The organism is Brevibacillus sedimenti, from assembly GCF_020923495.1.
Lineage (GTDB): Bacteria > Bacillota > Bacilli > Brevibacillales > Brevibacillaceae > Brevibacillus > Brevibacillus aydinogluensis.
The window spans coordinates 3,298,312-3,317,117 of the sequence record NZ_CP064048.1 but is presented as its reverse complement, the minus strand read 5'-3'; the positions used below and the strand labels follow the sequence as shown (position 1 = coordinate 3,317,117).

General features: G+C 56.1%; 17 protein-coding genes and 1 pseudogene. 17 read left to right on the top strand and 1 reads right to left on the bottom strand.

Annotated elements, in window-relative coordinates:
- The first annotated feature begins 51 nt into the window (after positions 1 to 51).
- From IRT44_RS16285 to IRT44_RS16250, 8 genes are all read left to right on the top strand, one after another.
- Positions 52 to 1,305, top strand: coding sequence for a M16 family metallopeptidase (locus tag IRT44_RS16285; protein ID WP_230077009.1), 1,254 nt, complete (start codon positions 52 to 54; stop codon positions 1,303 to 1,305).
- 132 nt (positions 1,306 to 1,437) lie between these two features.
- Positions 1,438 to 1,698, top strand: coding sequence for a YlmC/YmxH family sporulation protein (locus IRT44_RS16280; protein WP_171564688.1), 261 nt, complete (start codon positions 1,438 to 1,440; stop codon positions 1,696 to 1,698).
- 135 nt (positions 1,699 to 1,833) lie between these two features.
- Positions 1,834 to 2,736 (top strand): dipicolinate synthase subunit DpsA, encoded by a 903-nt coding sequence (gene dpsA, locus IRT44_RS16275; RefSeq protein WP_171564689.1) that lies wholly within the window; start codon positions 1,834 to 1,836, stop codon positions 2,734 to 2,736.
- Complete coding sequence (locus tag IRT44_RS16270) at positions 2,729 to 3,328, top strand: dipicolinate synthase subunit B (RefSeq protein ID WP_230077008.1); 600 nt, start codon at positions 2,729 to 2,731, stop codon at positions 3,326 to 3,328. Before dpsA ends, IRT44_RS16270 begins: the two co-directional genes overlap by 8 nt.
- A gap of 32 nt (positions 3,329 to 3,360) precedes the next feature.
- A complete protein-coding gene (locus IRT44_RS16265; RefSeq protein ID WP_230077007.1) occupies positions 3,361 to 4,401 on the top strand; it encodes an aspartate-semialdehyde dehydrogenase in 1,041 nt (346 codons plus the stop codon).
- 11 nt (positions 4,402 to 4,412) lie between these two features.
- Positions 4,413 to 5,639, top strand: coding sequence for an aspartate kinase (dapG, locus tag IRT44_RS16260; RefSeq protein ID WP_230077006.1), 1,227 nt, complete (start codon positions 4,413 to 4,415; stop codon positions 5,637 to 5,639).
- Between the two features lie 50 nt (positions 5,640 to 5,689).
- Positions 5,690 to 6,556: a 4-hydroxy-tetrahydrodipicolinate synthase gene (gene dapA, locus IRT44_RS16255; RefSeq protein ID WP_171564693.1), complete on the top strand. Its 867-nt coding sequence runs from the start codon at positions 5,690 to 5,692 to the stop codon at positions 6,554 to 6,556.
- 199 nt (positions 6,557 to 6,755) lie between these two features.
- The gene (locus tag IRT44_RS16250) at positions 6,756 to 8,432 is read left to right on the top strand and encodes a ribonuclease J (protein ID WP_171564694.1); all 1,677 of its coding nucleotides are present in this window, start codon (positions 6,756 to 6,758) and stop codon (positions 8,430 to 8,432) included.
- Positions 8,433 to 8,491: 59 nt separating this feature from the next.
- Here the strand turns inward: IRT44_RS16250 and IRT44_RS16245 are convergent, their stop codons facing one another.
- The gene (locus tag IRT44_RS16245; protein ID WP_171564695.1) at positions 8,492 to 8,836 is read right to left on the bottom strand and encodes a TM2 domain-containing protein; all 345 of its coding nucleotides are present in this window, start codon (positions 8,834 to 8,836) and stop codon (positions 8,492 to 8,494) included.
- 215 nt (positions 8,837 to 9,051) lie between these two features.
- Between IRT44_RS16245 and IRT44_RS16240 the strand changes: the two genes are divergently transcribed.
- The 9 genes and pseudogenes from IRT44_RS16240 (at position 9,052) to IRT44_RS16200 (ending at position 18,679) form a co-directional block, all read left to right on the top strand.
- Positions 9,052 to 9,849 (top strand): ClpP family protease, encoded by a 798-nt coding sequence (locus IRT44_RS16240; RefSeq protein ID WP_171564696.1) that lies wholly within the window; start codon positions 9,052 to 9,054, stop codon positions 9,847 to 9,849.
- Entirely contained in the window at positions 9,846 to 10,076 is a 231-nt protein-coding gene (locus IRT44_RS16235) for a YlzJ-like family protein (protein WP_171564697.1), read from the top strand. The genes IRT44_RS16240 and IRT44_RS16235 overlap by 4 nt, the downstream gene beginning before the upstream one ends.
- Before the next feature lie 81 nt (positions 10,077 to 10,157).
- A pseudogene (locus IRT44_RS16230) lies at positions 10,158 to 12,562 on the top strand (DNA translocase FtsK).
- 230 nt (positions 12,563 to 12,792) lie between these two features.
- Complete coding sequence (locus IRT44_RS16225; RefSeq protein WP_171564699.1) at positions 12,793 to 13,518, top strand: GntR family transcriptional regulator; 726 nt, start codon at positions 12,793 to 12,795, stop codon at positions 13,516 to 13,518.
- Positions 13,519 to 13,578: 60 nt separating this feature from the next.
- Complete coding sequence (locus IRT44_RS16220) at positions 13,579 to 14,625, top strand: BMP family lipoprotein (RefSeq protein ID WP_171564700.1); 1,047 nt, start codon at positions 13,579 to 13,581, stop codon at positions 14,623 to 14,625.
- Positions 14,626 to 14,744: 119 nt separating this feature from the next.
- Positions 14,745 to 16,259, top strand: coding sequence for an ABC transporter ATP-binding protein (locus tag IRT44_RS16215; protein WP_212132486.1), 1,515 nt, complete (start codon positions 14,745 to 14,747; stop codon positions 16,257 to 16,259).
- On the top strand, positions 16,252 to 17,322 hold the full coding sequence (locus tag IRT44_RS16210; protein ID WP_171564701.1) for an ABC transporter permease: 1,071 nt from the start codon (positions 16,252 to 16,254) through the stop codon (positions 17,320 to 17,322). Before IRT44_RS16215 ends, IRT44_RS16210 begins: the two co-directional genes overlap by 8 nt.
- Positions 17,322 to 18,281, top strand: coding sequence for an ABC transporter permease (locus tag IRT44_RS16205; RefSeq protein WP_171564702.1), 960 nt, complete (start codon positions 17,322 to 17,324; stop codon positions 18,279 to 18,281). The genes IRT44_RS16210 and IRT44_RS16205 overlap by 1 nt, the downstream gene beginning before the upstream one ends.
- A gap of 242 nt (positions 18,282 to 18,523) precedes the next feature.
- Positions 18,524 to 18,679 carry a hypothetical protein gene (locus IRT44_RS16200; RefSeq protein ID WP_171564703.1) on the top strand — a complete coding sequence of 52 codons (156 nt, stop codon included), beginning with the start codon at positions 18,524 to 18,526 and terminating at the stop codon, positions 18,677 to 18,679.
- Positions 18,680 to 18,806 lie beyond the last annotated feature (127 nt).

Genomic DNA, 18,806 nt, shown 5'->3' with positions numbered 1-18,806 from the left:
AAGAGAGTCCCGAAGCGGATAGAGACAGATAGACAACCGAGGAGGATTTGTGTGATTCAACGGCATACATGTGAAAACGGTCTGCGGATCGTGACGGAGAAGATTCCTTCCGTGCGTTCCGTTGCACTGGGCATCTGGGTGGGGACCGGCTCCAAATACGAAACAAAACAGGACAACGGCATTTCCCATTTTCTGGAACACATGTTTTTCAAGGGGACCACATCCCGTTCGGCAAAGGAAATTGCCGAAACCTTTGACGAAATTGGCGGCAATGTGAATGCCTTTACCTCCAAGGAGTACACCTGCTACTACGCGCGGGTGCTGGACCAGCATGCCCCGATAGCGCTTGACGTGTTGGCGGACATGTACTTTCACTCCGTATTTGACGAGGAGGAGCTGGAAAAGGAAAAAAACGTGGTGATCGAAGAGATCAGCATGTACGAGGATACCCCGGACGATCTGGTGCATGATCTGATTGCCCGCGCCAGCTTCGCTGACCATCCGCTGGGGTCCCCCATTCTCGGCACGGAAGAGGTGCTGCGAGCGCTCAAACGTGACGATTTGATCAATTACATTGAACGTCGTTATTTGCCGACCAATACTGTGGTGACGGTGGCGGGCAATTTTGACGACTCCCTGATCGAAGAAATCAAACGGCGCTTCTCTGCGTTTCAGCGTCATGCCCAGCAAATGGACGTGGCCCAACCTGTGTTCGCGGCCAACGCGTTAGCGCAGCACAAGGCCACGGAGCAGGCGCACCTGTGCATTTCGCTGCCTGGTTATCCGGTCGGACACGAGGAGATATACTCGCTCATTCTGCTCAACAACGTGCTCGGCGGCAGCATGAGCTCCCAGCTGTTCCAGGAAATCCGCGAAGAACGCGGGCTTGCGTACTCCGTCTATTCGTACCACTCTTCATACAAAGAGACGGGTACCTTCACGATTTACACCGGGACGGCGCCGGAGCAGGTCGGGCAAGTCTTTGACATCGTCGCCCACGTGCTGCGGGACGTTGCTGAAAACGGCATTACCGACAAGGAACTGAACAAGGGCAAGGAGCAGTTGAAGGGCAGCCTGATGCTCAGCCTGGAAAGCACCAACAGCCGCATGAGCCGGCTGGGCAAAAACGAGCTGCTGCTGGGGCGCCACCTCACACTGGATGAGATTCTCGCCAAGATCGACCGCGTCTCCCATGAGTCGGTCCACGCCGTGGCACGCGAATTGTTCCGCTCCAAACTGGCGCTGGCGATGGTGAGCCCGCTGGACGGTTTCCCGGCCAATGTGAAAAGCGATATTCTCCTGTAGAAAGGGAGGACAAAAAATCCGGCATAGGCCGGATTTTTTCGTATAAGCATGGTGATGACGGGCTGGTGCCCAAACACGGGAAAGATCTGCCGGCGAATGACTGCGGCGGTTCGGAACAAAGGGGGAGACGGCATGCGCTTGAGCGAGTTTGGCGGCAAGGAGATCATCGGGCTGGACAACGGGGAACGGCTGGGCGTGATCGGCGACGCGGATCTGGAGATCAATACGGAGACGGGACAAATCCGTTCGATCATCATACCGCAAGGCGGCTTTTTCGCTTTGGGGAAACGGCGCGAGGACATCGTGATCCCTTGGGAGGCGATCGTCAAAATCGGTCCTGACATGGTGATCATCCAAATGCACAGACGAGAGCCGCAAGCCTCTGAAAAGTAGGGTGAGTGTAACCGAACCTATAAACGGCGAATAGGATGGGGGTAGACCGCAACGATTTCCGTTATCTTTTTCACACGGAAAAACCTTTGCGTTTCGAATCGATTGCAGTAAAATGTGTGGAAAGGGGAACGCAGCATGCTAACGGGCATACATGTTGCCTTTATCGGCGGCGACGCCCGCCAGTTGGAAGTCATCAAGCGGTGCATACAACTGGATGCCAGCGTCACGTTGATTGGCTTTGACAACCTGGAAAGCATCTTCACCGGGGCAACGAAGAGACCATTAACATGCGATGTGTTGCGAGACGTGGATGCCCTCATCTTGCCCGTGGTCGGTACTGATGACGACGGTTACGTGGAAAGCATCTTCTGCTCCAAGCCGCTGCGGCTTTTGGAAGAGCACGCAGCCAGCTTGCAGAAGCACTGCGTCGTGTACACCGGCATGGCGAAGCCCTATCTGAGACAACTGCTGGCAGCCTCGCAGATTACGCTGGTGGAACTATTAGATCGTGATGATGTTGCCATCTACAATTCCATCCCGACGGTGGAGGGAGCGTTGATGATGGCAATTCAACATACGGACATTACGATTCACGGATCACAGGCCATCGTGCTCGGATTGGGGCGGACAGGCATGTCCATGGCGCGGGCGCTGCATGCGCTGGGCGCCCGCGTCAAGGTGGGGGCGAGACGTCAGGAACACTTGGCACGCATTTATGAAATGGGGCTTACCCCTTTTCATTTCAGCGAATTGAAGCAGCAGGTGACCAATGCCGATTTTATATTCAACACCGTGCCTCATCTTGTCCTCACAGCGGAAGTGATTGCCCAGATGCCGCAAACGGCATTTATCCTGGACCTGGCGTCGAAGCCGGGGGGCACTGATTTTCGCTATGCAGAAAAACGAGGCATCAAAGCGCTGCTCGCTCCCGGATTGCCTGGAATCGTCGCACCGAAGACCGCCGGAAAGATCATGGCTCAAACGCTGTCTCGTCTAATTGCGGAACAAACGATCACCAGGGGGAGTCAACATGAGTAAACTGAAGGGAAAGACCATTGGTTTCGGTTTGTCCGGTTCCCACTGCACGTTAGACGAGACGATGCCGCAGATCAAACGGCTGGTGGACGCAGGCGCGAGAGTGATCCCGATCGTCTCACAAACGATCATGACGACGGATACGCGCTTTGGCACTTCGGAAAGCTGGCAGCGCAAGTTGGTGGAGATTACGGGGGAATCGCTGATCGCTTCGATTCCGGAGGCAGAACCGCTGGGGCCGTCGATGCTGCTGGACGTGATGGTGATCGCCCCCTGCACAGGCAGCACGACCAGTCGTCTGGCCAACGCAATCACCGACAGTCCGGTGTTGATGGCAGCCAAGGCGACGATGCGCAACTTGCGTCCGGTCGTCATTGCCATCTCCACCAATGACGGTCTGGGCTTGAATGCAGCCAACATCGCCAAGCTGCTCGCGGCGAAAAACATTTACTTTGTTCCGTTTGGACAGGATGCGCCGGAGAAAAAGCCCAATTCGCTTGTCGCCCGCATGGATTTGATCTTGGAGACGTGTGAAGCTGCTTTGGAAGGCCGACAGTTGCAACCCTTGTTGATAGAAAGATACAACTATTCGTAACAACTGAAAAGCGATTTGGAGGAGAGTAAAAGATGGCGAACCAACTGACCTACACCGTCGCTGTGGTCGGCGCGACCGGCGCAGTCGGACAGCAAATGATCAAGATTCTCGAGGAGCGCGACTTTCCGATCAAGCAGTTGAAACTGCTCGCTTCCGGACGTTCCGCCGGCAAGACCGTCCGCTTCAAGGGACAGGACGTCGTCGTGGAAGAGGCAACGCCGGACAGCTTTGCCGGAGTGGATTTCGCCTTGTTCAGCGCCGGCGGGGCGGTCAGCAAGGAACTGGCTCATCACGCCGTGCGTCACGGTGCCGTGGTAATTGACAACACCAGCGCGTTTCGAATGGACCCGGACGTGCCGCTCGTCGTGCCGGAAGTGAACATGGAGGCCGCGTTCAAGCACAAGGGGATCATTGCCAATCCGAACTGCTCGACGATTCAGATGGTAGCCGCTTTGAAACCCTTGTATGATCGATATGGAATAGATCGCATCATCGTCTCCACGTATCAGGCCGTATCCGGCGCGGGTGCATCTGCCATTCAGGAGCTGTTGACGCAGACCCGCGACGTTCTGGACGGCAAGCAGCCGGAGTGCAAGGTGCTGCCTGTCGGCAAGCTGCCGGTGCATCACCCGATCGCCTTTAACGCCATTCCGCAAATCGACGTGTTCACGGACAACGGCTTCACCTACGAGGAGATGAAAATGGTCAACGAGACCAAAAAGATCCTCGGTGACGACAGTGTGCTGGTTTCCGCAACGTGCGTGCGCATTCCGGTCGTCTACGGTCACAGCGAAGCCGTCTACGTGGAGCTGAAACAGGACTACAACCTGGACGAAGTGAAGTCCCTGCTGGAACAGGCGCCTGGCATCGTGTTGGTGGATCAGCCCGAAGAGCAGCGTTATCCGCTGGCGACCGATGCAGCTGGCAAGCTGGACGTGTTTGTTGGGCGGGTAAGACGCGACCTGCATCACCCCCGCGGCCTGCACATGTGGATCGTTTCCGACAACTTGCTCAAAGGTGCGGCATGGAATACGGTACAAATCGCTGAAGAACTCATCAAAGCACGAGCATAGGGGAGAGGTTTGTGAAAATTCTCGTCCAGAAGTTCGGCGGTTCTTCCCTGACGACGGAAGAGTGCCGAATGAGGGCTATTACGCATATGGAACGAGCGCTCGACGAAGGCTATGCCCTCGTCGTCGTCGTGTCTGCAATGGGGCGCAAAGGTGACCCGTATGCGACCGACACGCTCTTGCAGTTGATTCGCAACAACGGCAACCGCCTGCCCCGCAGGGAGACGGACCTGCTCATGCACACCGGAGAGATCATCTCCGCCACCGTGATGTGCAGCATGCTGAACGCGCGCGGCATCAAGTCCACAATCCTGACGGGCGGGCAGGCCAACATCGTCACGACAGACGAGTTTACCAACGCCCAGATTGAATCGATTGATCCCGGCCGGATTCGCAAGGAACTGGAAGCGGGGAACGTGGTCATCGTTCCCGGTTTTCAGGGGCGCACGGCTGATTGGGAGATTACCACGCTGGGGCGGGGCGGCAGCGACACCACGGCGACAGCGCTTGGTGTCGCCCTCCGCGCCGAAAGGGTGGACATTTTTACTGACGTAAACGGCATCATGACGGCTGATCCGCGGATTGTCGAAGAAGCGCAGCCGCTCAGCACGGTGACGTATACGGAAATTTGCAACATGGCCCACCTGGGGGCCAAAGTGATCCATCCCCGCGCGGTGGAAATTGCGATGCAGGCCAACGTGCCGATTCGGGTGCGTTCCACGTTTTCGGACGCCCCTGGCACGCTGGTGACCACCATGCTGGAAATTGACAAGATGGGTTATACTGTACACGACCGCCTGGTCATGGGCATCGCGCACGTGCCGAACATTACACAGATCAAGGTGGCGAACAAGGACGGAACGTACGACACCCAATTGCAGGTGTTCAAGGCGATGGCCCAGCACAGCATCAGTGTGGACTTTATCAACGTAAATCCGTTGGGCGTGGCGTACACCGTCCATGACGAGATGAGCGAACAAGCAGCGCGGATTCTGACCGACTTGGGATACGAACCGCAGATTCTGCCGCACTGCGCCAAAGTCTCTGTCATTGGTGCGGGGATTGCCGGCGTTCCCGGTGTAATGGCGCAGATTGTGGAGGCGCTGACGCAGGAAGACATCCAGATCTTGCAGTCGGCCGACTCGCATACGACCATCTGGGTGCTGGTTCACGAAGCGGACATGGTGCGCGCTGTTCGCGCCCTGCACAAACAGTTCAAGCTGCACAACGGACACATGTAGCTCCATTTGCCGTGGCAGATGGGGGAACAATCGAAGAGGAGTTGGAGGACGTGGCACGTTTTGGCCGACTGGTTACCGCCATGGTGACCCCGTTTACGGAACAATTGCAAATCGACTACGAGAAAACGGAACGACTGATTGACCATCTGCTGTCTACCGGTACGGAAGCGCTAGTGGTCAGCGGCACGACCGGCGAATCGCCGACGCTGACCCGTTCCGAAAAACTGGACTTGTTCCGGCATGTCGTGGCGTACGCGAAAGGAAAATGCCACATCATCGCCGGGACGGGAAGCAACGATACGGCTGCCAGCATCGAATTCACGCAGGAAGTGGAAAAGATCGGCGTGGACGCCGTGATGCTGGTGGCACCCTACTACAGCCGTCCGTCGCAGGAAGGCTTGTACCGGCATTTCAAGGCGCTGGCAGAAGCAACCAGTCTGCCGGTCATGCTGTACAACGTGCCCGGCCGCACCGGCGTCAACATGGCCGCTGAGACCACCGTGCGGTTGGCGCAGCTGCCCAATGTGGTGTGCATCAAGGAAGCGTCCGGAAACCTGTCGCAAATGGCGCGGATTGTCGAGGAGGCGCCTGAGGGTTTTGAACTGTACAGCGGGGACGACGCGTTGACACTGCCGATTCTATCGATTGGCGGCGTTGGTGTGGTCAGCGTGGCCAGCCACGTCGTGGGCAGCGAGATGGCCGAGATGATGGCGGCGTACTTCGGCGGCGACAACGCCAAGGCTGCCGCCCTTCACCGCAAGCTGCTGCCCGTGTTCGAAGGGCTGTTCAAATACCCGAGCCCCACACCGACGAAGGCGGCATTGGAGAAGCTGGGCGTGCCGGTGGGCGGCGTTCGCCTGCCATTGGTAGAGCTCAACGACGAGGAAAAAGCGTTTGTGCATTCGCTGCTGCAATAACCTGTCGACTGCAGCCAAAAGCTGTCCCGAAGGCAAGAGAAAGTGCCGGACGGGCAGCTTTTTTGCGTCGTGACTGGGCTGCAATCTATTTGGTTGTTTTTTCTTGAGTTCCGCTTTTGCGTTCGGTTATAATGTTACTAAGTGATTTGGGGCGGTTTTTTGAGTGTAATGGACAACTAAATATAGGAGGTTACACGTTTTGGCAAAATCGAAACACTCTGTTCTCATTTTCGCCCTGGGCGGAGTTGGCGAAATTGGGAAGAACATGTACGTGGTGCAGTGCGATGACGACATCGTGGTCATCGACGCCGGATTAAAATTCCCGGAAGAGGAAATGCTGGGAATTGACATGGTCATTCCGGACATCACGTACCTGGAAGAACATCGTGACAAGGTTCGCGGCATCATTATCACGCACGGCCACGAAGACCACATCGGCGGTCTCAGCTATGTGCTCAAACACCTCAATGTGCCCGTTTACGCCACGAAACTTACTATGGGCCTGATTGAAGCCAAGCTGAAGGAAGCGGGTATCTTGGCCGATACCAAGCGGGTTTTGATCAACAGCGACTCGGAGATCGTTCTCGGCAAGATGAAAGCGACGTTTTTCCGCGTCAACCACAGCATCCCGGACAGTGTTGGGGTTTGCCTGGAGACGCCGGAAGGGTACATCGTGCACACCGGGGACTTCAAATTTGACCAGACGCCGGTGAATAATCAACAGGCGGATCTGGCAAAGATGGCAATGATCGGTGAGCGGGGAGTCTTGTGTCTCTTGTCCGACAGTACCAATGCTGAACGGCCGGGATTCACCGGCTCGGAACGTGCTGTCGGCGTGGCAATCAAGGACGTCTTTAGCAAGGCAAGGGGACGCATCATCGTTTCCACGTTTGCGTCCAACGTCCACCGCATTCAGCAGGTGGTGGATGCGGCGATTCAGTTTAACCGCAAGATTACGGTTGTCGGACGGAGCATGCAAAACGTCATTGCCATCAGCAAGGACCTGGGGTATCTGAATGTACCCGAGGGCGTGTTTGTCGAGACGGATGAAGTAAACAAGCTTCCAGCCGATCAAGTAGTCATTCTCTCCACTGGAAGTCAAGGGGAGCCGATGTCTGCGCTCACCCGGATGGCCCGATCCGCCCATCGGAAAATTGACATCCTTCCAGGGGATACGGTCGTGATTGCCGCTACGCCCATTCCGGGCAACGAAAAATACGTGGCGCGCACGATTGACCAATTGTACCGCATTGGCGCAGAGGTAATTTACGGCGGTCACGGACCCAGCGGCACCGTCCACGTTTCCGGTCACGGCAGCCAGGAAGAACTGCGGCTGATGCTCAACCTGATGAAACCCAAGTATTTTATCCCCATTCACGGCGAATACCGCATGCTGCGGATGCACGGCATTCTGGCGGAACAAGTGGGCGTTCCCCGGGAGAACATCTTCCTGCTGGACAACGGCGACACGGTGGAGATTTCCGGCGGCAAAGCCCGTTACGGTCCGAAGGTACACGCAGGCAACGTGCTGATTGACGGTCTTGGCGTCGGCGACGTCGGCAATATTGTACTTAGGGACCGCAAACTGCTCTCTCAAGATGGCATTCTGGTAGTTGTCGTTACACTCAGCAAACAAAATGGTACGATCCTGTCTGGTCCTGACATCATCTCCCGCGGATTCGTCTATGTGCGCGAATCCGAAGAACTGCTGGACGAGGCGAATCGCATAGTAACCCAAACACTTGTCAAATGTATGGAAGAAAATGTAAACGAATGGTCTTCCCTGAAAAACAACGTGAAGGAAGCACTGGGGCGCTTCCTGTACGATCAGACGCGCCGTCGTCCAATGATTCTGCCCATCATCATGGAAGTATAGGAACCCTTGTTCTCACAAGGGTTCCTTTTGTTTAAAAAAACGCCCATAAAGGGCGTAATTTATTGAGCCACATCACTGTTTGCGGCGAGCATTTTGACTTTTTGGATGATTTCAAGTTCAACTTGTTCGTTGTACTTGTCAACACGTTTGCTGAGCAAAAATGCATCAATAATGAACCAAATGGTCGTAGGGATAAAAAAAGTAAACCATCCGATAATCCAAACAAGAATCATGCCGATCGCAATACCTATGTCACCTACGTAAAAGCGATGACCGCCAAATGCGCCAAGGAAAAACCACAATAAATAAGCCATTCCCTTGCTTTTTCTTCTTTTTTCCAGCTCCGAGTTTACAATTAACTGCTGCTCGGTAGTCAGGCCTGATCGTGCCACAATGTTGTTCAAAACACATGGTCCTCCTTCCAAGAATTAGTCTCTTTTATTGTAAAGGCTTGCCATTCTGTCTGCAATAAAATTCCAAGAGAAAAGACCTAAGCTGTTTGAAAATATAGGTCTGACGACACGTGTTTTTTGGCCTGCCCGTTTTGCCTCATTTCCAGAAGTGTATCGTTTTCCCTTGTCCAATCCATACTAACGGAGGAAAGCGAGGAGGATGGTCCATGCCAAACCGACGAATAACCGATTACCTCAACCGCCCCCCTTTTTCAGGACAGGACGTCCCCCCGTCGGCACCGAATGATCAGCCGCGGCCGGCTGCGGCGCCGCCGGAGACTGACGATCAGAAAAAGAAGCTGCTCGATTCGATTACCCAGCTTGGGCAAACCAATGTCCCGCAGTTGGAGAGCAACATCTACTGCTTGACGATTATCGGGCAGGTGGAGGGGCATATCCAACTGCCGCCCCAAAACAAGACCACCAAGTATGAACATATTATTCCGCAGTTGGTGGCAGCCGAGCAAAACAGCAAGGTGGAAGGTGTGTTGGTGATCCTCAACACCGTGGGCGGCGACGTGGAAGCGGGACTGGCCATTGCGGAGATGGTCGCTTCCTTGTCCAAACCGGTCGTCACCCTGGTGCTGGGCGGCGGACACAGCATCGGCGTGCCGATTGCGGTTGCGGGCGATTACTCGTTTATCGCCGAAACGGCGACGATGACGATTCACCCCATCCGCCTGACCGGATTGGTAATCGGCGTGCCGCAGACGTTTGAATACCTGGATAAGATGCAGGACCGGGTGGTCAGTTTTATCGCCCGCCACTCCAAGATTACCGAAGAGAAGTTTCGCGAGCTGATGCTGCGCACCGGCGAACTGACACGCGACATCGGAACCAACGTGATCGGGGCCGATGCCGTCAAGTACGGGCTGATCGACGAAGTGGGCGGATTGGGCCCAGCGCTGAAAAAACTGAATGAGCTGATTGAAAAGGTGCGCAACGGAGAGAAGGTGCTGCAGTGATATTTTACTCGGTCGTTCCGATGGAAATGGTGTTTGCCAACATGGAGCAGGTGGAAAAGCGTCAACTGCGCGAACTGCCGCTGGGCGAGGCCACCATGGTGGTGGAACCGACAGGACCCTACGAGGGACGGATCGTGCGGCTGATCAGCCCCAATCCCCAGGATTACCTCAATCCGCGGCTGGCGCCTGGTGAGACGGTTCGCTTTCTCCCCGATTGGCGCGCATAAGAAGTCCTGTATTTCTATGAATTTCCTGTGTTATACTAGACATGAACGAACAGCAGCCGAACAGCAGACGGCTGCCTTTTTATGCATGACAAAGGAGGCGTGCCATTGAGTAGAAAAGAGAGAAGACAGTCACAAGCGGCATGGGCCTCGGTCGTTAAAGTGGAACTGTTGGGCCTGGTGGTGATTGTGCTCAGCCTGATCGGCTTGTTGGAGAGCGGCACGCTGGGGAAACATGTGCTTGCCTTTTTGTTTCGGTTTGTGGCAGGCTCGTGGGACTTTGTCATCCCGCTGCTAATGATCGGAATGGCCATCCACATGATGTTTACCCGCAAACCGCCGCGGCTCACCTACCGGGTGCTGGGCATTTTGTTTATCTTCCTGGCGATTTTGACGTGGGACCATCTGATGCTGTACAAGCAGGTCACGGCAGACGGCAAATTCGCTGAACAAAGCATCGTCCGCGTCACGTGGGACCGGCTGTGGCTGGACCACAGCCAGAAGGTGTCCACTACCGGTGTTGGCGGCGGCATGGTTGGAGCGCTCTTCTTCGGCCTGTGCAACAGCCTGGTGGGATTGGCCGGAACCGGCCTGATCATCGCCCTGCTGTTTCTGGCCGGCACCATGTTTTTGTTTAACCTTTCGTACGTGGACATCGTAATTTTCATGCGCAACAAAACGTTGCAGCTATACGAAAAATTGAAGGACTCGGTGAAAGATTCCGTACAGCTGTTGCAGGAAGAAAGCGAGAAGCGCAGGCAGGAGAAGGAAAAGCGGAAGGCCCGCGCAGAGCAAAGCGCCAATGAGGAAGGGACCGCTGACCGGCAGGACGGAGCAGCCTCCCCTGCATCGGAGGCTGCCGAGTCACCTGGGACGGCGGGAGCGTCAGTGGACGAGGAGGAAGCACTGCCTGTCGCCCCGTTGATTCGGGACTTTACCGAGCGGGTGGCGAGCGAACACGAACAGGAATCCCCGAATCTGCGGCCGCGCCCGTCCGACCGCCGGCAGAGAGGGAGATTACCTTTTCGCTGGAAGGCGACGAAGAGATTTTTGGCACACTGGAGAACACAGAAGAGCAGTCGGCTGTCCCCTATGTGCTTCCCAGCTTGCAGATGCTGGCCCGGCCCAAAGGTTATACGCCGGGCAAGGATGTGGACCATACATCCAACGCGGCCAAGCTGGTGCAGACGCTGAAAAGCTTTGGCGTCAGCGCGATCGTGTCGGAAGTGCACCGGGGGCCGGCCGTCACCCGCTATGAAGTGCAGCCCGCGACCGGCGTGAAAGTGAGTCGGATCGTCAGCTTGACAGATGATTTGGCGCTGGCGCTGGCGGCCAAGGATATTCGCATCGAGGCGCCGATTCCAGGAAAGTCGGCGATCGGCATCGAGGTGCCCAATGCCGAAGTGGCGGTCGTGTCGCTTCGCGAAGTACTGGAATCGCCGCAATACCAGGAGGCGCCCGGAAAGCTGACGGTGGCGCTCGGCCGGGACATCTCGGGCGAGCCGATCGTGGCCGACCTGGCCAAAATGCCTCACCTGCTGGTGGCTGGCGCGACCGGCAGCGGCAAATCAGTTTGCATCAACGGATTGATCATGAGCATCCTGTTCCGGGCGAAGCCGGATGAAGTGAAGCTGATGATGGTCGATCCGAAAATGGTCGAGCTGAATGTGTACAACGGGATTCCCCATCTGCTCGCGCCGGTGGTGACCGACCCCCGCCGAGCGTCCGTTGCATTGAAAAAAGTGGTCGCGGAGATGGAGCGGCGCTACAACCTGTTTGCCAAAACGGGGAGCCGCAACATCGAGATGTACAACCAGCAGGTGGAAGGAAGCCCGCTGCCGTACATCGTGGTCATCGTCGACGAGTTGGCTGACCTGATGATGGTGGCGCCAGGTGAAGTGGAAGACGCCATCTGCCGCCTGGCCCAGATGGCTCGCGCAGCCGGCATTCACCTGATTATCGCCACGCAGCGTCCGTCGGTGGACGTGATCACCGGCGTGATCAAGGCGAACATCCCGTCGCGGATTGCCTTTGGTGTTTCGTCCATGGCCGACTCTCGCACCATTCTGGACATGGGCGGGGCGGAAAAACTGCTCGGCCGCGGGGACATGCTCTACCTGCCGATGGGGGCTTCCAAGCCGATTCGCGTGCAGGGGGCGTTCGTCTCCGACAAGGAAGTGGAGGACGTCGTCCGCTTTGTCAAGGAACAGCAGGAAGTCCGTTATCAGGAAGAGATGATTCCGGACGAAGTGGCGGACGAGCAGCAGGCCGTCGTCGACGACGAATTGTACGATCAGGCGGTGCAGATTGTCGCCGAGGCGCAGACCGCATCCGCCTCCCTGCTGCAGCGCAGGCTCCGCATCGGGTACACGCGGGCAGCCCGGCTGATCGACATGATGGAAGCACAAGGGGTTGTCGGCCCGTATGAGGGCAGCAAACCCCGCGAAGTGCGCATACCGCGTCCGGCACAGGAGAGCAACATCTCCTGAGCCGGGCGTTTTTTATCGGCCGAATGGGGCAGTCTATGAGCGACTGCTCATCAGACGACTGAAAACGCAAAAAATGGTATAACGACTTCTGAAAATTTGGCTTGCATGATATCTGCCCCTACGGTACAATTTTTACGGGATTCTAGGAAATTGTTGTTATCGTTGCATGTGAATCAGAGGTCTGACGTCCTACCTGTTGGATGGCTGAAGGGAAACAGGAGTGAGTATGGATGAGCATCAAGGGGAATTTCCGGTCGCTGAGCCTCTTGGTCATGGACAAGATCAAGAGTGATATTGATTCCGGCGTGTTTAAACCTGGCGAACGTCTCCCTTCCGAAGCCGAGCTGTCAAAACAGTTGGGTGTGAGTCGGGCGACGTTGCGGGAAGCGCTTCGCCTTCTCGAAGAAGAGAAAATTGTCATCCGTCGTCACGGGGTCGGTACGTTTATTAATTCCCGCCCTGTTTTTACAGGCGGAATTGGGGAACTCTTTAGTGTGACGGATGCAATTGAGCGGCAGGGGTACAAAGCGGGAACAATCCTGATTGGCACCGCGTTCGGTGAGCCTTGCGAGGACGAGCGCAAACACCTGTCCCTCAATCCAGGTGAAGGCGTGCTCATGGTAGAGCGCATTCGCACGGCGGACGGCGACCCGGTCGTCTACTGCTTTGACCGCATTCCAGCTCGCCTGGTCCCTGAAGGGTACACGGCAGAGGGCGAGTCCATCTTCAACTGGCTGGAGAGCAAGACGGGACTGCGCATTGCATACGCAGTGGCTCATATCGAACCGCTGGGCTACTCTGAAAAGGTTTCCAATCTGCTGCAGTGCGACAAAAACGCGACGCTGCTCCTGCTGAAACAGATTCACTACGACGAGAGTGAACGGCCCGTGCTATACTCCCACAATTACTTCCGGGCGGACAAGATTCACTTTCACGTCGTACGCAGACGGTTGTAACAAGCGGGGGAAACCTCGCACAACAATTTCATTCCATCTCATATTAGGGGGTATTTCGGCATGAAAAAGGTACTTTCCGTCTTCTCCGTGGCAGCCCTCAGCCTGTCGCTTGTACTGGCTGGCTGCGGCGGAAAAACAGAAGGACAGCAAGGAGCGGCCGACCAAGGGGGAACGGCTGCGCCGAACGCGAGAATCGGCATGGTGACCGACGTGGGCGGTGTGAACGACAACTCCTTCAACCAAAGCGCGTGGGAAGGTCTGCAAAAACTGCAAAAAGACCTCAACCTCCCGCAAGAAAACGTCAGCTACCTCCAGTCCACCAGTGACGCCGACTACATCCCGAACCTGACCCAGTTCGTCAAGGACCAATGGAATCTGACCTGGGGCATCGGCTTCCTGATGGGCGACCACGTGAAAAAAGTGGCGTCCGAAAACCCGGATGCCAAACTGGCGATCATCGACGCCGAAGTGGATGCGCCAAACGTGGAATCCGTTCTGTTCAAAGAGCATGAAGGGTCCTTCCTGGTTGGCGTAGTCGCCGCGAAAATGAGCAAAACGAAAAAAGTCGGCTTTGTCGGCGGTATGGAAATTCCGGTTATCAAACGCTTTGAAGCTGGCTTCGAAGCAGGTGTGAAAGCTGTTGATCCGAGCATTCAAGTCGTGAAGGTATACACCGCTGCGTTCGACAAACCGGACCAAGGCAAATCCACCGCGTCGCAAATGTACGACCAGGGCGTTGACATCATCTTCCACGCGTCCGGCGCCACCGGCGACGGCGTATTCAACGAAGCCAAGGCCCGCAAGGCAAAAGGTCAACAGGTTTGGGTAATCGGTGTAGACAAGGACCAGTCCCTGACCTTCGGCGACGACATCACCCTCACCTCCATGGTGAAGCGCGTGGACGAAGCCGTGTACCGCGTCTCCAAAGACGTCATCGACGGCAACTTCAAAGGCGGCATCGTATGGCTCGGTCTGAAAGAAAACGGTGTAGGACTAGCCGACACCTCCAGCAAGAACGTGCCGGAAGACGTGCTGAAAGAGGTTGAAGAGTACAAGCAAAAAATTGTAAACGGCGAGATCAAGGTTCCTGAAACACCTCAACAGTAACCCACAGCAGGCTGCATGCGGACAAGGCTAGTTCGAGCAACTAGCCTTGTTCTTTACCTTCACTAAGACCCACAAAAACGGGGGGAACATGGTTGAACTCGGTACAGACAGTTGTTGAAATGCGCGGGATTACCAAACGTTTTCCCGGCATCGTGGCGAACGACAACATCAACCTGGTCGTGAAAAAAGGCGAAATCCACGCCCTCCTGGGGGAGAACGGCGCGGGGAAGTCTACATTAATGAACATCTTGTTTGGTTTGTATCAACCGGATGAGGGGGAAATCCTCATCAATGGGAAACCGGTAAACATCACGAGTCCCAACGTCGCGAACGATCTGGGCATCGGCATGGTGCACCAACATTTCATGCTTGTCGAAACATTTACGGTCACGGAAAACATCGTGTTAGGAAACGAACCGAAAAACGGGTTGAAGATAGATATTCGTCGCGCGGAAAAGGAAGTGGAAGAACTTTCCCGCAAATACGGGCTGAAAGTGGATCCTACTGCCAAAATTGCCGATATTTCCGTAGGCATGCAGCAGCGGGTAGAGATTTTGAAAACGCTTTACCGAGGCGCGGACATCCTCATTTTTGACGAGCCGACCGCCGTCCTGACACCGCAGGAGATTCAGGAACTGATCGAGATCATGCACAATCTGGTAAAAGAGGGCAAGACGATCATCCTAATCACGCACAAGCTGAAAGAGATCATGGCTGTCTGCGACGCGGTCACGATCATACGCCGGGGCAAGGTGATCGATTCGGTCGCCGTCAAGGATACCAACCCGGACGAATTGGCTGCAAAAATGGTGGGGCGCGAAGTTACGTTCAAAGTGGACAAAAAGCCGCCGCAGCCAAAAGAGGTCATCCTCTCGGTCGAAAATATCACCGCCATGGGCAACCGCGGTGTCAACGCGCTGAACGGCATCTCGTTTGAAGTGCGTGCAGGGGAAATCCTCGGCATCGCCGGTGTGGACGGCAACGGTCAAAGCGAACTGATTGAAGTGCTGACAGGATTGCGCAAGGCTTCCGGCGGACGGGTCCTCTTGAAGGGACAGGACATTACCAACCGGCTGCCGCGTGAAATCTCGGAAGCAGGGTTGTCCCACATTCCGGAGGACCGCCACAAGCGCGGGCTTGTGCTCGACTTTACCATGAGCGAAAACATGGTGCTGGAGACGTACTTCCACCCGCGGTTCAACAAAAACGGCTTCCTGGACTACGCAGCAATTGACAAGCATGCATCCAAACTGATCGAGGAGTTCGACGTCCGCACGCCGAGCATCCACACCAAGGCCAGAGCGCTTTCCGGCGGTAACCAGCAGAAGGCGATCATCGCCCGTGAAGTGGACAAGGACCCGGATCTGTTGATTGCGGCACAGCCGACGCGCGGGTTGGACGTAGGGGCGATCGAGTTTATTCACAAACGGCTCGTGGAGCAGCGCGACAAGGGCAAAGCCGTGCTGTTGATCTCGCTCGAGCTGGACGAGGTCATCAACGTCTCTGACCGGATTGCGGTCATCTACGAGGGACAGATCGTCGGCATTGTTGACGCCAAGTCGACGACCGAACAAGAACTGGGCCTGATGATGTCCGGCGGAAAACGGATGCAAGGAGGAGGAAGCGATGAATAGAGTGATTGCTGTTTTTACCAAGGAATCGTTCCTCGTCCCGGCAGCAGCTATCATTCTTGGATTATTGACTGGAGCCGTCGCCATGCTCGCGGGAGGATTCAACCCGATCAAGGCGTACGTGTCCCTTGTGGATAAGGTATTCGGCAATGCGTACAACTTCGGTGAGACGATTCGCCAGATCACCCCGCTGATTTTTACGGGCTTGTCCGTGGCGTTTGCGTTTCGCACCGGGCTGTTTAACATCGGGGCGGAGGGGCAGTTCATCATCGGGATGATCGCCTCTACGGCTGTAGGCGTTTCCCTGGATCTCCCGGCGTACATTCACGCGCCGCTCGCGGTGCTGGCCGGGGCGCTGGCAGGGGGTTTGTGGGGAGCGATCGCCGGCTATCTGAAAGCTGCCCGGGGTGTAAACGAGGTCATTACGACCATCATGCTGAACTGGATTGCCCTCTACTTTGCCAACTACATCCTGACCACTTTTTATGTGCCAGAGGGACAGCAGCGTTCCGAGCTGATCAAGGATTCTGCCTCCATTACGATCGGCTGGCTGTCGCAGATGTTTGACAGTGCCCGGCTGCACTGGGGGACGCTGTTGGCCTTGCTTGCCGCCGTCTTTTTCTACGTCGTCCTGTGGAAGACCAAGACCGGGTTCGAACTGCGCGCAGTCGGTCTGAACCCGCACGCTTCCGAGTACGCCGGCATGAATGTCAACCGCAACGTGGTCAACGCCATGTTTATCGGGGGGATGTTCGCCGGTATCGGCGGCGCGTGCGAAATTCTGGGCGTGCATCACTACCAGTCTGTCATGGCAGGCATGCCGGGGTACGGCTTTGACGGTATTGCCGTTGCGCTGATCGGCGGCAACAGCCCGTTGGGTGTCGTGCTGGCTGCGATTCTGTTCGGCATCCTGACGTTCGGCGCGGCCGGCATGAAGTTTGGCGCCGGTGTTCCGGTCGAACTGATTCGCGTCGTGATCGCCTCCGTCATCTTCTTCGTGGCTGCTCACGGCATCGTAAAAGTATTCCTGAAGCCCATACTGAAGAAAAAGGAGGGTGGAAACTGATGGATTGGGGCATGATTCTCAGCAACCTGATTCACGATACCATCGTGTTTTCCACTGCCTTGATTTTTGCCGCGCTGGGCGGCATGTACTCGGAGCGTTCCGGTGTCGTCAACATCGCACTGGAAGGGATGATGATCATCGGGGCGTTTACCGGTGCCGTGATCACCTTCTTTGCGCAGGACGCGTTTGGCAGCGGCGCGCCGTGGATAGGTTTTGCCGCTGCGATTGTGGCCGGTGCGATTTTTGCCCTGCCGCACGCGGTCGCCTCAATCACGTTCAAGGCCGACCAGGTGGTCAGCGGCGTTGCGTTGAACTTCCTGGCCGCCGGGTTGTCCGTCTACCTGACCAAGATTATCTTCAACGGTGCGGGTCAAACTACGACGCTCGCCCATGTGTTCAGCAAATGGCAGATTCCGCTCTTGGCCGACATCCCGTATGTGGGACACGCACTGTTCGAAGGGTACCCGACCAGCTTTATCGCCTTCGCGCTGGTGGCGCTTTCCTGGTACGTGCTGTTTAAAACGCCGTTCGGTCTGCGGCTGCGGGCGGTCGGTGAGCATCCGCGCGCCGCTGACACTGTGGGCATCAATGTCAAGCGCATGCGCTACACGGCGGTCATGATCAGCGGCGCCCTGGCAGCGATGGGCGGTGCGACGATCGCCCTGACCACGACCAGCAACTTCTCCCACAACACGGTGTCCGGCCAAGGATTTATCGCGCTGGCAGCGTTGATTTTCGGGAAATGGCATCCGGCTGGTGCGATGGGCGCGGCGCTGTTCTTCGGGGTTGCGCAGGCGATCAAATCGCTGGTGCAGATTTTCGGACTGACGCAATACGTACCGACCGGATTCATCTACATGTTCCCGTACATTTTGACCATCCTGGTCCTGGCAGGCGTCGTCGGCCGTTCGAACGCACCTGCTGCACTGGGCAAGCCGTACGAGACTGGCTCCCGCTAAGCATACACAAGCATGCGTCTGGAATCTGGGACTCTTCCTGCACGAGTCGTGTTCTCGTCGAACGATGCAGGAGGAGAAGAGCGATCCGCAGCTCGCTGCAAATGGTGGTCGTTCAAATTGCCCGGACTTCCGGGCGCTTTTTTTATGAAAACAAACCACCAGCAGGTGCGTTGCGCGTAATCCGGCGGGAAATCGGGGCACACTAGACGAGTACAGCACTTTTTCATAAAGGAGGACGTCTAATGTGGACCTGTCCCTACTGCGGCGGCACGCACGGTCTGCCGTTTCATGACAGCCAACTGGATGGGATCCTATGCATGGAACCAGACTGCGGCCGGTTTGTCGACAGAAATTGGGACCCTGACGACCTCAGCGAGTGGGATGACACCGATTTGTAACGACACAAGAAAAAATCCATTCGGTAGTGGTAGGTATCGTCCGGGGTGCATACAGTAACAGCAGAGATCATTTCCACGATGAAAAGGCGGCGACGGTACGGTCCCGCCTTTTCTCGTCTGTTTTGCT